This is a genomic window from Zobellella denitrificans (assembly GCF_002237365.1).
Lineage (GTDB): Bacteria > Pseudomonadota > Gammaproteobacteria > Enterobacterales > Aeromonadaceae > Oceanimonas > Oceanimonas denitrificans.
In genome coordinates, this window is sequence record NZ_NMUO01000013.1 from 46,909 (window position 1) to 59,102 (window position 12,194).

Annotated in this window: 12 protein-coding genes; 9 read left to right on the forward strand and 3 right to left on the reverse strand. The window is 52.0% G+C overall.

Annotated elements, in window-relative coordinates; translation table 11 throughout:
* The first annotated feature begins 59 nt into the window (after positions 1-59).
* From CGX12_RS04945 to waaA, 7 genes are all read left to right on the forward strand, one after another.
* Complete coding sequence (locus CGX12_RS04945) at positions 60-854, forward strand: glycosyltransferase family 32 protein (protein ID WP_094038799.1); 795 nt, start codon at positions 60-62, stop codon at positions 852-854.
* Between the two features lie 95 nt (positions 855-949).
* Entirely contained in the window at positions 950-1,330 is a 381-nt protein-coding gene (locus CGX12_RS04950) for an HAD-IIIC family phosphatase (RefSeq protein WP_094038785.1), read from the forward strand.
* Entirely contained in the window at positions 1,321-2,910 is a 1,590-nt protein-coding gene (locus CGX12_RS04955; protein ID WP_094038786.1) for a capsular biosynthesis protein, read from the forward strand. Before CGX12_RS04950 ends, CGX12_RS04955 begins: the two co-directional genes overlap by 10 nt.
* The gene (locus tag CGX12_RS04960; RefSeq protein ID WP_094038787.1) at positions 2,907-3,641 is read left to right on the forward strand and encodes a glycosyltransferase family 2 protein; all 735 of its coding nucleotides are present in this window, start codon (positions 2,907-2,909) and stop codon (positions 3,639-3,641) included. Before CGX12_RS04955 ends, CGX12_RS04960 begins: the two co-directional genes overlap by 4 nt.
* Positions 3,622-4,569 carry a WavE lipopolysaccharide synthesis family protein gene (locus tag CGX12_RS04965; protein WP_094038788.1) on the forward strand — a complete coding sequence of 316 codons (948 nt, stop codon included), beginning with the start codon at positions 3,622-3,624 and terminating at the stop codon, positions 4,567-4,569. Before CGX12_RS04960 ends, CGX12_RS04965 begins: the two co-directional genes overlap by 20 nt.
* 152 nt (positions 4,570-4,721) lie before the next feature.
* A complete protein-coding gene (gene waaF / locus CGX12_RS04970) occupies positions 4,722-5,777 on the forward strand; it encodes a lipopolysaccharide heptosyltransferase II (RefSeq protein ID WP_094038789.1) in 1,056 nt (351 codons plus the stop codon).
* A 4-nt stretch (positions 5,778-5,781) separates the two neighbouring features.
* Complete coding sequence (waaA, locus tag CGX12_RS04975; RefSeq protein ID WP_094038790.1) at positions 5,782-7,044, forward strand: lipid IV(A) 3-deoxy-D-manno-octulosonic acid transferase; 1,263 nt, start codon at positions 5,782-5,784, stop codon at positions 7,042-7,044.
* 183 nt (positions 7,045-7,227) lie between these two features.
* Here waaA and CGX12_RS04980 read toward each other — a convergent pair whose 3' ends face one another.
* Both CGX12_RS04980 and CGX12_RS04985 read right to left on the reverse strand, forming a co-directional pair.
* Positions 7,228-9,258: an acyltransferase family protein gene (locus CGX12_RS04980; protein WP_094038791.1), complete on the reverse strand. Its 2,031-nt coding sequence runs from the start codon at positions 9,256-9,258 to the stop codon at positions 7,228-7,230.
* A gap of 71 nt (positions 9,259-9,329) precedes the next feature.
* Positions 9,330-10,037 (reverse strand): 3-deoxy-D-manno-octulosonic acid kinase, encoded by a 708-nt coding sequence (locus CGX12_RS04985; protein ID WP_094038792.1) that lies wholly within the window; start codon positions 10,035-10,037, stop codon positions 9,330-9,332.
* An 84-nt stretch (positions 10,038-10,121) separates the two neighbouring features.
* Here CGX12_RS04985 and CGX12_RS04990 point away from each other — a divergent pair, with 84 nt between their 5' ends.
* Positions 10,122-11,186, forward strand: coding sequence for a glycosyltransferase family 9 protein (locus CGX12_RS04990; protein ID WP_094038793.1), 1,065 nt, complete (start codon positions 10,122-10,124; stop codon positions 11,184-11,186).
* Complete coding sequence (locus CGX12_RS04995) at positions 11,183-11,962, forward strand: glycosyltransferase family 2 protein (RefSeq protein WP_094038794.1); 780 nt, start codon at positions 11,183-11,185, stop codon at positions 11,960-11,962. Before CGX12_RS04990 ends, CGX12_RS04995 begins: the two co-directional genes overlap by 4 nt.
* On the opposite strand, the gene CGX12_RS05000 is transcribed toward CGX12_RS04995, so the two are convergent.
* Positions 11,931-12,194, reverse strand: a 264-nt coding sequence (locus tag CGX12_RS05000) for a glycosyltransferase family 9 protein (protein ID WP_303396174.1), incomplete at its 5' end; no start/stop codon positions are given. The genes CGX12_RS04995 and CGX12_RS05000 overlap by 32 nt on opposite strands.

Consider the following 12,194-nt stretch of genomic DNA (forward strand, 5'->3'; position numbering starts at 1 on the left):
CATTGGTTAAGGCCATCCCCACAACCTGAGCGCTCATGCATCTGAAATACAGGACCATTATGAACAAGACTCCTATTCTCATAGTCAACCGCCTCACCCGATTGATCGGCAATGTTTTCAAAATTTTCTCCTACCTATTTCACTTCTTATTACCAAATCTACGCTTTTCCATCCCTGAGTACTCCCCTGCAAAGCTCAGTCTGTCCCGACGCAGCTCGATTCCTCGTACCATTTGGCAAACCAACTTCACCAACAAGTGCACCTTGCCCGTGTATATGAACTACTTGTTCAATCGCTTAATGTCCCTTGACTGTGACTACCGCTATGTAAGCACCGAAGCTCGTGGAGAATATTTAAAAAATAACGCGAAAAAAGAAGTCTATGACGCCTATATGAAACTCACCAATGGTGCAGCTCAGGCTGATTTATGGCGCCTGGTAGTCTTGAATCTCGAAGGTGGTGTATATATGGATATAGATGCTACCCTGGTATGGCCGTTGGACAAGCTGATTGGTATGGAAGAAAAGGCTATTTATATAAAAATAGATAACAACACTCGCTTCACCAATTATTTTATTGCATCCGCCCCAAACAATCAGGATCTTGAAAGCGCGATTGAAAAAGTATTATACAATATTGATAATTATGATCCGGCCATGGGAGTTTATTACTCTACCGGACCAGGCGTATTTGACGAGCTTCTCAAAGAAAAAAATGACATTCATACGGAAGATCGTAAATACGTTTGTATCCAGGGGAGTTTCACCAATGAACACTTTCAATATTTGGATCGTCCTCGCTCCAAATGGACCCACATCAATCCGGCAGACCTGGTCAAAAAAGAGGATAACTGAGTGTCTATTTCTGAAAAGGCATCGCTAATTCTAACAAATTTGTCTGCTTGCATGAGCAATAACAATAAAGTTAAAGGTAGTGGGGTCAACAAAATATGAGAAAACTAATTGTTGACCTGGATGGTACTCTGACTCAGGCTAACACCTCTGACTACAGGAATGTGCTCCCCAAAGAGGAAGTAATAGAGCAACTTCGAGAATATAAAAAGCAAGGATTTGAGATTGTCATTTCTACGGCACGCAATATGCGCACCTATGAGGGAAATGTTGGTAAAATTAACATCCATACACTGCCTGTCATTACAGATTGGCTGGACAGACACTCTGTGCCCTATGATGAAATCCTGGTTGGCAAGCCGTGGTGTGGCCACGAAGGTTTTTATATTGATGATCGTTCCATTCGCCCCTCTGAATTCACTTCAATGACATTAGAAGAAATTCACAAACTGCTCGAGAAAGAAAAAACATGTTTCTAATCATGTCGGGTGCCTATGTTGGGCAGGAGCTAGAGTCAGAATTCGGACGAATACCTCCCAGCTTTTTACCCCTGGGGAATAGGCGACTATTTCAGCATCAGGTGGCTTTGGCACCAAAGGGATTACAGATTTATCTTTCCCTTCCGGAGTCGTTCGATATTTCTCCCATTGACCAAGCCTGGCTGGATGAAAACAAAATAGAAGTCGTCCCCATCCCCGATGGACTGAGCCTGGGTGCATCCCTGGTAGCGGCAGTCAATATCAGTGGTCATCGACTCGACAAGCCGTTGCATGTGCTTTATGGAGATACCCTATTCCAACAACTACCTGTTGGTGATGACGTAGTCAGTATTTCTTTGGCAAAATACAGTTACAACTGGGCGGTATTAACTGACGACCATTGTGAGTGGCTAAAAGATCACCAACCTCAGAAAACGAGAGAGACAACAAGAATCATAGATGGCTACTTCAAGTTCAGCCAACCTAAGACAATTCTGAAATGCATTACTCAGAGTGAGTGGAACTTTATACAGGGTCTTAACCGCTATCATCAAGCTGTCGGACTGACACCAGTATATTCTTCTGGCTGGTTGGACTTTGGCCATGTTAATACCTACTACCGTTCCAAGGCAAAATTCACTACACAACGTGCATTCAACGAGTTGGTGATCACGCCACACTGGATAGAAAAATCCAGTTCACATAACAATAAGATCTCGGCAGAAGCAGAGTGGTTCACAAAGCTGCCGGCCCCATTACGCGGCTATACTCCACAGTTTTTGGGCTGCGAGACCTCACGTGATGGCAAGATTTCTTATCGTCTTGAGTATTTGCATAATACGGCACTTAATGAGCTATTCGTCTTTTCAAGACTTCCCCTTCCAAGCTGGCAATCCATATTAAAGAATTGCATTGATTTTCTTGTTGAATGCTATAACACAAAGGCCCCGGACGAAGCCGAAAGCAACTCCCTGGATATATTGTTCGGAATAAAGACTGAACAACGAATAAAGGAATATTGCCAAAATACCGATCTGGATCCTTCAAGCTGTTGGGTATTCAATGGCGAGCCAAGTGTGTCACTCAAGAAAATATTGCAGGACAGTCACGACAACTTGCCCGATTGCAGTCCTCATGCCTCGGTCCTGCATGGTGACTTCTGCTTCAGTAATATACTATATGATTTTCGTGCCGAGAAAATCAAAATAATAGATCCGAGAGGCATGACTCCTGAAGGAAAAAAAACTTTATATGGTGATATTCGTTATGACATAGCCAAGCTCAGTCACTCTGTGCTGGGCTTGTATGACTGGATAGTTGCGGGATATTATCAGGTTGACACCCACGAAAATAACATATTTTTATCAATTGCAGAGCCTGCCGAACACAAAGAATTACAGCAGGGATTTGTTGAAATGATTAAACATCACTTTGGGCTGGAAGCACAGCATCTCTATGCCATGCAAATACAGTTATTTTTGTCGATGCTGCCTCTTCATGAGGATGACCCAAAACGTCAGCAGGCCTTTTTTGCCAATGCATTTAGACTTCATCAGATCATGACGAGAGTTAAGCAATGATAGTGATACCGATGGCGGGTATGAGTTCACGTTTTTTTAAAGCCGGCTATGCAAAGCCCAAGTATATGCTTGAGGCTCATGGAAAGACGTTGTTCGACCACTCAGTGAGCAGTTTTGATTCATACTTTTTGAGCACACCATTTCTTTTTATTGTCAGAGACGCTTTCAATACTGCGGACTTTGTTGCGCAGTCTGCAAAAAGACTGGGGATTAAAGAATTCCATATCATTGTTCTGGAGCAGGAAACACGCGGTCAGGCTGAAACCGTTTCGCTAGGACTGGCCGGATTATCAGACCAAGGCATTGATTACAATGATGAAATCACCATTTTCAATATAGACACCTTCAGACCAAACTTCGTTTTCCCGGAGGTGGCAAGTTCAGGTTGTGGATATCTGGAAGTCTTTGAAGGAAGCGGTGACAACTGGTCATTTGCCAAGCCCAGGCATCCTGACAGCACCGAAGTGATTCAGACTGCTGAAAAAAAACCAATATCCAACTTATGTAGCACTGGATTATATCACTTTTCTAAAAAAAATCATTTTTTAAATGCGTACTTTGACTATTTATCAAAACCCAAGACAGAATGGGAAAAGGGGGAACTCTATATTGCTCCGCTATACAACCATCTGATTGAGAAAGGATTGACGGTTCACTATCACCTTATTGATCGTGATGATGTTATTTTTTGTGGCATTCCGAGTGAGTATCATGAGTTTCTACAAGCCTGAAAACGATATCAAAATTGATGACAAAGACATTACCTTTGTATTGCAAGGACCCGTATCTTCTAGTAAAAGCCGTGCACAGATTGAAGGTGTAACAGAACAAAATGTTGCATCAATCAGAGAGCTATTCCCCAGTTCCACCATCATACTGTCAACCTGGAAAGGTCAGGATGTTGCCAACCTGGGTGTAGATAAAGTGTTACTACTTGATGATCCAGGACAAAATAGTGTTTTCAATGATAATGAAGAGATAAAACTGAACAACAACAGGCAGCTCCATAGCGCCCATCAGGGCCTCATGGCTGTAAAAACTCGATACGCAGCCAAAGTAAGAACCGACAACATTATTAAAGGCCGAGGTTTTGTTGATCTATTTGAACGATTTGCCTCTGCTCCAAGAGTACCAGCCATTTCCTACTTGAAGAATCGCGTTGTCACAAGCAGCACATTTTTTATTTCATCTCACATCGGCCAGCCAGTTCACTTCCACAAGAGTGATTTATTTGACTTTGGGGAAACACAGGACTTGCTTAAAATATGGCATGACCTTCCTGTTCCAGCGCTTCACTTCAGTAAGCGTTCTGGATACAAGTCTCGCTATCCAGCAACAGAGCAGTTTTTGTGCCTTCACTGGTTGTCCAGACTGATGAACAAAAAGCTGTTTATTAACACTAAAGCTGGAGATGATGCAGGTCTGGGGCCTGATTTTTGGAGAACATTTATCGCCCATAACCTTATAGTTTGCGAACCAGCCAAGATGGGGCTTGATGTCACTGAAAGATTTTATCAGCGCGGAAACATTGCACTTGAGTATGACTTGGATGATTGGAAATACATGGCAGGCTTGTCGGGAAAGCCGGTCGACAAAAAACGCCTAAAAAGATCATTAAAAAACCTTGAAGGACGACTACTTAGAAGAATTTTTAAATAATCACCACCTACCATTTTTTGCATTAAAGAGTGTTAATAAATGATGATTGAAAAAGATGACACATCAGACATCCACTTTCTATGGTAGCTATATCAGGTTCATCTATTTATAATCATGCAACATAACATGGCTTTACAGACGAATATATCCGGATGAAAACTCTAGTCATAGGCCCCTCCTGGGTGGGTGACATGGTGATGTCCCAGAGCCTCTATATCACCCTGAAGCGCTTGCACCCCGGTGCCGAGCTGCATGTGATGGCGCCGGCCTGGTGCTGCGCCCTGCTGGAGCGGATGCCCGAGGTGGACAGGGCCATCGTTATGCCACTGGGCCACGGGGACTTCAAGCTGGCCGAACGCTTCCGCCTGGGCCGGCAACTGGCCGCCGAGGGCTATGACTGGGCCATTGTCCAGCCCAACTCCCTCAAATCTGCGCTGATCCCGCTGTTTGCCGGCATCAAAAAACGCACTGGCTGGAAGGGCGAGTCCCGCTATGGCCTGCTGAATGATCTGCGCCGCAACAAGACCGATTTCCCACTGATGGTGGAACGCTACGTCTCACTGGCCTACCCCAGGGAGCAGATGAAGGATAACCACTGTCTCCCGGAACTGCCCTGGCCCACACTGCGGGTCGATCCGCAGAACCAGCGGCAGGCCCTGAGCGAGCTGGGACTGACCACAGACAGATCCATTCTGAGCCTATGCCCGGGCGCCGAGTTCGGGCCGGCCAAACGCTGGCCGGAGCAGTACTACGCCGAGGTCGCCCGGCACCAGATCGAGCAGGGCCGACAAGTATGGATCTTTGGCTCGGCCAAGGATATCCCGGTGGCGGAGGCCATCAAACACCACTTGCCGCAGCGGCTGCAGGAGCATTGTCATATTCTGGCGGGCAGAACCTCGCTGCACCAGGCCATCGACCTGATGGCGCTCAGTTCCGCCGTGGTGTCCAACGACTCGGGGCTGATGCATATCGCCGCCGCCCTGCAACGCCCCCTGGTCGGCATCTACGGCTCCACTTCCCCCCGGTACACCCCGCCACTGGCCGAGCGGGTCGCCGTGGTTCATACGGATATCGAATGCCGCCCCTGCTTCAAGCGGGAGTGCCCCTTGGGTCACCTCAAGTGCCTGAAGGAACTGCCAGCCAAGCGAGTGATCACCGCACTCGAGAAGTTGCTCGGCCACGAGCTTATCTCCACATCTGCCCGGTAAGCCCATGCCCTATCGCCACGTATACAACCTGCTTATCCATCTGTTCAGCCCCGTCCTGCTGGCCATGCTCTACTGGCCCAAACGGGGCAAACCGGGATTCGGCCGGCGCTGGCCGGAGCATCTGGGCTGGGTCAGGCCAACATCGACAGCAAGACCGCTCTGGCTGCATGCGGTGAGCGTAGGCGAGGTGGTGGCCGCGACTCCCCTGATCAAGGCGCTGAAGGCCGCCCATCCAGAGATTCCTATAGTGGTGACCACCACCACCCGAACCGGAGCGGATCAGGTGGCCAGGCTGGGAGAACTGGTGGAGCACCGCTATGCGCCGCTGGATTTCCCCTGGGCGGTGGCAGGCTTTATGCGCCGCATCCGGCCGCGGGCCCTGCTGATCATGGAAACCGAACTCTGGCCCAACCTGCTGCACGCCTGCGGCCAGCGCCGGTTGCCGGTGCTGGTGCTTAACGCCCGGCTGTCGGCCCGTTCCGCCGACAGATACCGGCGTTTTCACGGTATATTCCGGCTATTGTCCGCCAATATCACTCACATCGCCTGCCAGCACCGGGACGATGCCGAGCGCTTCGCCGGGCTGGGTGTGCCCCGCTATCGGCTCAGCATCACCGGCTCGATGAAATTCGATATCGAGTACGGCGAGGGTATCCTCGAGCAGGGTCGGCAACTGCGCGAGCAGCTGGGAACTGCACGCCCGGTCTGGATCGCCGCCTCCACCCATGAAGGCGAAGACGAACAGCTCCTCGCCGCCCATCGCCAGTTGCTGCAACGGCACCCTGACGCCCTGCTGATACTGGTGCCACGCCATCCCCAGCGTTTCGACCAGGTGGCGGAGCTGGTTGCGCAGCAGGGTTTCATACTCTGTCGCCGCACCGAGGGCAATCCCGGCCCGCAGACCCAGGTCTATCTGGGTGATACCATGGGCGAACTGCCCGTCATGCTGGCGGCGGCGGACATCGCCTTTGTCGGCGGCAGTCTGATCGAGCGGGGCGGCCACAACCTGCTGGAGCCCGCCGCCCTGGGCAAGCCGGTGCTGACCGGTCCTTACACCTTCAATTTCAGTGACATTTATTTACGCCTGAAGAATAATGATGCCATTATCGCTGTACACGACAGCCATACGCTAAGCACCAGTCTCAATAACCTTTTGCAAGATGAAACATACCGCCTTAGGATTGGACAGAATGCCAAGAAATTCGTGTATAACAATAAAGGAGCCATCAAGAAGACTCTAGAGCAAACCCTTCCTTTTATTCACTAACCCGCTGGCAGTTTGTCTTCCTCAGAATCGCGTTGAAAAACACCAATACTTTGATGAAAAAAAACAGCAACTCCACATAGTAGATAATACAAGATAGCACGAAAATATCGCTGAACAAGCACGCTGCCCCAGGGATAATTTAGTGGCGTTTCCAAGGAGGGGAACACCCCCTCCTGCTGTTAGTTATTTCAGAAAGATAGCGCGCAACTTCTGATAAGCCTCACTTTCCTCATACAAATCAAACAGCATCTCACTGCCTTTTGCATTTAGATGATCGTTATCTAGGTACAGTGGCACGCCATTCAGCTCACTAAAACAAACATCTCCCTGACAGATAAATTTGTTGAGTCGGATGACTATCAACTCTGGATACTTCTTCTCCATCTCGGATATAACTGCATTAGCGTAATGCTGTCGCTTATCTACGGAGGCCTTATCTATATCGCAAGACTCTTCACTCAGCCAGCTATATCTTGCTTTCCTTACCAAACAGTTACTGGGTAGAAATGGATAGGCAGGCGCTTGCTCAAACAGCACAGGGCGCTTACTATAGGCAATCAATTGTTCAATTGTTGCATCCATGCCTGCACGAAAAGCCCTGCGACTATTTTCCAATGACTCTGAATAATCACTACTATCACCAAGAAAAACTCGACTACCTTTCTCTCCTTCCGAACGAGTGGTTTCCGTATACATGGCCCAGCGCCCAGCAAGGAACACTATAGACGTTTCCGACTTCTTTATTACCTCAAGCAGCCGATTATTTTTGTCGGTGCATTCTATCTCTGGCCGACCATTTTTAATCAAGTCAACACCGATGAATGGTGGACAACCACCGGCGCCACCATAGAGACTGTAAAATCCGTTCTTTTTTCCCATCACTTCAATAAAAGGACGAAAATGCCCTGCATGAGAATCCCCCCATAGAAATACCAAAGGCGCATCAGGCAACAAATGCTCATCACCAATAGGGATAAGCTCGAATGGCAGATAGCGGCTATCTGCGGCAACATTTTTTACCACACCATCAAAGCTGGAAACGGAGAGTTTATAGAGAAGACGCGCTTGCTCCGGCATTCTGTCTTCATAGCCACTGTGTCGTTTGATATCTTTTGCAATCATCACCAATAAGAAAATTGGTAAAATAAAATAGCCGACAAATACCCACCTTTTACGGACATTAAGATACCTGAGTGGCTTCTCAAAGTATTTCCAGGAAAGAAAGGAAAATAGAAACGTCAGAGCCGCACAGGCAGCATATCCCTGAGCACCGATAGCATTAAAGTAATAGCGATAAAGAACCAGCACAGGCCAATGCCACAAATACAGGGAAAAGGACAGCCTGCCAATAAACGCCAACCCTCGACTGCTCAGCAAACGATAGAGTACGCCTTTTCTCAACTCGCCACTCAGAATAACCATTGCAGTGGCAATAGATACCAAGGCAGCGTTTAAACCAGGAAATACAGACTCTTCATTCAGCGAAAAAAAGAGAGTGAATAGAATGACGCCACCAATCAATCCAGACAGAGCCAGCGTTGATTCACGAGCAAATAGCGCATCTTTTCTGCCATGAACGAGCATGCTCAACAAGGCACCCGTCAGCAATTCACAGCCTCGATACTGGATCAGGTAATAAGCGGACGCTTCTGCTCCTCGGGCTGCATACTCAGACACGCCAACAAGAACCAACAAAGACAGAATAAAAAACAAGTTTCTGTCTCTGGCAGGCAAGTACTTCACCGACAAAAAAAGCAGTAATGGCCAGACAAAATAAAACTGCTCTTCGACAGAAAGTGACCACATGTGCAACAAGGGCATAGTGTCAGCAGCTGGCGCAAAATAGCCTGAGTTTTTCTCGAAATAAATATTGGCAATAAATACACTGGCATAGCGTAGACTGTCGGCCAACCGCACCAAATCGTCAGGAGTAAGCATAAACCAGGCAGCTGCAAGCGTACTCACCGAAACAAGATAAAACAAAGGCAGTATTCTTTTTATTCTCTTTATGTAAAAGCACAAAAAAGAGAATTTACCTCCCTGCATTTCGGCATAGATAATGCGGGTGATGATATAACCAGAAATAACAAAAAAGACATCAACCCCGATGAAACCACCGGGCAACCATTGACTATTGAAGTGAAATGCAATCACCGTCAAAACGGCAATTGCTCTTAACCCATCTATATCTGGTCTGTACGTCGTAAACGCCACTTTGTTTCCCACGAAAAAACTGAGCCATGCATATGGCTCAGCAAGTTACACATTTATTGTTGTTCTGATAATCAACTGGCCCTGTAACCGCTCAGCAGCGCCTGCCAGTCCTGTTCACTCCAGTGAAACCCGGGGTGCAGGCCCTGCTCCTTGCGAAAGGAGCGCAACAGCCGCTCCATGTTCTCCCGGGACCAGCTGCCGGGCTGGCGGAAGTGGCATTTGTCGAAGTCGATCAGCCAGCTCTTGCCGCTGTCGTCCAGCAGCACGTTATGGCTGTTGAGATCCGCATGGTAGAGGCCGGCGTCGTGGAACTGGCGGATGGTCCTGCCGATGCCCTGCCATTCCTGCTTGTTCAAGGCCTGTTCCTTGAGGATAGCCACCAGATCGCGGGCGTTGTTGATGCGGGTCAGGATGATGTCGGCCCGGTATACCAGGTTGGAGCGCACCATGCGGGCGGCGCAGGGCCGGGGCACCGGCAGGCCGCGACGGTGCAGCTTGGCCAGCACGGTGAATTCCGCCATGGCCCGGCTCTTGGACTCGGCCACGTGCAGGAAGGTATCCTCCATCACCCGGCCTATCATGCCGCCCCGGTAGTAGTGGCGCAGCACCTTGTGACCCACCTCGTCCTCCACGAACCAGGTGGTGTTGCGCCCCACCGACTTGCCGCGGATGGCGTTTTGCTCGCGCCAGTAGTCGATTTCGAAATAATCCCGCTTGAATGCGCCGAAGCATTCGGGATCGTACCAGATAATTTCAGAACCGTGCTCTATCCGTTCCATTTCCACCCCCTGACGAAAACACGGATTTTACATGGCCGGAAAGGCTTTGCATAATGCCGGACTCGGATTCAGGAGAGTTCACCCATGGCCCTGTTCAGCTCGCCCCCCTCTTCCCTTTGTTTGCTGCGTTTATCCGCCATCGGCGACTGCTGCCATGCGGTGGCCCTGGTGCAGGCCATCCAGCGCCAGTGGCCCCAGACCCGCATCACCTGGGTCACCGGCAGGGTGGAAGCCGGCCTGCTGCAACTGCTGCCCGGAGTGGAGGTGATCCCCTTCGACAAGAAGGCCGGCTGGAAAGGCTATCTCGCCCTGTGGCAGCAACTGCGGGGACGCCGCTTCGACGCCCTGCTGCATATGCAGGCGGCCCTGCGCGCCAGCCTGGCCAGCCTGGGGATCCGGGCCCGATACCGGCTGGGTTTCGAGCGGGAGCGAGCCAAGGACGGGCAGTGGCTGTTCACCAACCTCAGGGTGCCCGCCACCGGCGACCATGTGGTGGACGGCTTTATGGGCTTCGGCCGGGCGCTGGGGCTGGACGATGTCTCCCCGAGCTGGTCCCTGCCCCTGCCGGCAGCCGAACGGGACTGGGCCCGCCCGCACCGGGACCACCGTCCGCTGCTGCTGATTTGTCCCGCCGCCAGCAAGGCCTACAAGAACTGGACCGCCGAAGGCTACGCCGCCCTCGCCGACCACGCCCACGAGCGCGGCATGAAGGTGGTACTCATCGGCAGCCCCGCCAAGATGGAACAGGATCTGGCAGCGAAAATCCGCAATATTAGCAGCAACATCGATGAAAACCTGGTGGGAAAAACCAGCCTGCCGCAACTGCTGGCCCTGATCCAGGAGGCCAGCCTGGTGGTGGCGCCGGATACCGGCCCCGCCCACATGGCGACCCTGGTCGGCACCCCCGTCATCGGCCTCTACGCCCACCACAACCCCCGGCGCACCGGCCCCTACCGCTGCCGGGACTACGTGGTCAGCGTCTACGAAGAAGCCCTGCTGGCGGAAACCGGCAAGACCCCCGAGCAGTTGCCCTGGCGTACCCGGGTCAGGGATCCGCACGCCATGCAGCGCATCACCCTCGAGCAGGTGATTGCCCAGTTCGACCGCATCACCCAGGATTTCAATCTGTTACAGGAGCCTTCTCGATGAACCAGCGCCCCACCCTCGCCGCCGTCCTGATCGTCAAGAACGAGGCGGACAACCTGGCCGACTGCCTGGCCACCCTGGACTGGGTGGACGAAATCGTGGTGATGGACTCTGGCAGCACCGATCGCACCCGGGAGGTGGCCGAGGCCGCCGGTGCCCGTTTCTTCGAGAACACCGACTGGCCCGGCTTCGGCCGCCAGCGGCAGCTGGCCCAGGACAGGGTGCAGTCTGACTGGGTACTGTGGATCGACGCGGACGAGCGGGTCACCCCCGAGCTCAGGGCCAGCATCGAGGCGGTGCTGGCCCGGCCCACCGACGACACCGTCTACGCCATTTCCCGCCTGTCCTGGGTGTTCGGCCGCTTTATCCGCCACTGCGGCTGGTACCCGGATCGGGTGCTGCGACTCTACCCCAGGGCCCTCACCGGCTACAACGACGCCCTGGTGCACGAAAAGGTGGAGCTCAAGCCGGGCATCAACACCGTCCGCCTGCGGGGGGATCTGCTGCACTACACCTATCGGGATCTGGAGCACTACCTGGTCAAGTCGGCCGGCTACGCCGCCGCCTGGGCCCGGCAGCGGGCCGAGCGGGGCAAGAAGGGCTCCCTGGCCCAGGGGCTGCTGCACGGGGTGGGTTGTTTCCTCAAGATGTACCTGCTGAAGGCGGGCTTCCTGGACGGCCGGCAGGGCCTGCTGCTGTGCCTGCTGTCGGCCCACTCCACCTTCGTGAAGTACGCCGACCTCTGGGTCAGGACAGAAACGTCCGGGCCCAGGGAGTGACCGCCGCCGCCGCTGCAGTCACGTCCACCCGGCTCATGTCCTCCACCTGCTCCCCGGCCTCGCCGGGAGGATGAAAGGCCAGGTGCCGCCCCTCGCTGTTCAGCGGCCGCCAGCGCAGCGGCGTGGCCGAGCGGCGCAACGGGAAAAAGCCCACCGTGGGCACGTCCAGGGCGGCGGCGATATGCAGGGGGCCGGTGCTGCCGGCCACGAACAGGCTGCCGCAGGCCAGCAG

Coding starts and splice junctions, on each gene's coding strand:
- CGX12_RS04955 (WP_094038786.1), top strand. CDS start 1,321: ATGTTTCTAATCATGTCGGGTGCCTATGTTGGGCAGGAGCTAGAGTCA.
- waaA (WP_094038790.1), top strand. CDS start 5,782: ATGCCCTATCGCCACGTATACAACCTGCTTATCCATCTGTTCAGCCCC.
- CGX12_RS04950 (WP_094038785.1), top strand. CDS start 950: ATGAGAAAACTAATTGTTGACCTGGATGGTACTCTGACTCAGGCTAAC.
- CGX12_RS04990 (WP_094038793.1), top strand. CDS start 10,122: ATGGCCCTGTTCAGCTCGCCCCCCTCTTCCCTTTGTTTGCTGCGTTTA.
- CGX12_RS04965 (WP_094038788.1), top strand. CDS start 3,622: ATGAGTTTCTACAAGCCTGAAAACGATATCAAAATTGATGACAAAGAC.
- CGX12_RS04995 (WP_094038794.1), top strand. CDS start 11,183: ATGAACCAGCGCCCCACCCTCGCCGCCGTCCTGATCGTCAAGAACGAG.
- CGX12_RS04985 (WP_094038792.1), bottom strand. CDS start 10,037: ATGGAACGGATAGAGCACGGTTCTGAAATTATCTGGTACGATCCCGAA.
- waaF (WP_094038789.1), top strand. CDS start 4,722: ATGAAAACTCTAGTCATAGGCCCCTCCTGGGTGGGTGACATGGTGATG.
- CGX12_RS04945 (WP_094038799.1), top strand. CDS start 60: ATGAACAAGACTCCTATTCTCATAGTCAACCGCCTCACCCGATTGATC.
- CGX12_RS04960 (WP_094038787.1), top strand. CDS start 2,907: ATGATAGTGATACCGATGGCGGGTATGAGTTCACGTTTTTTTAAAGCC.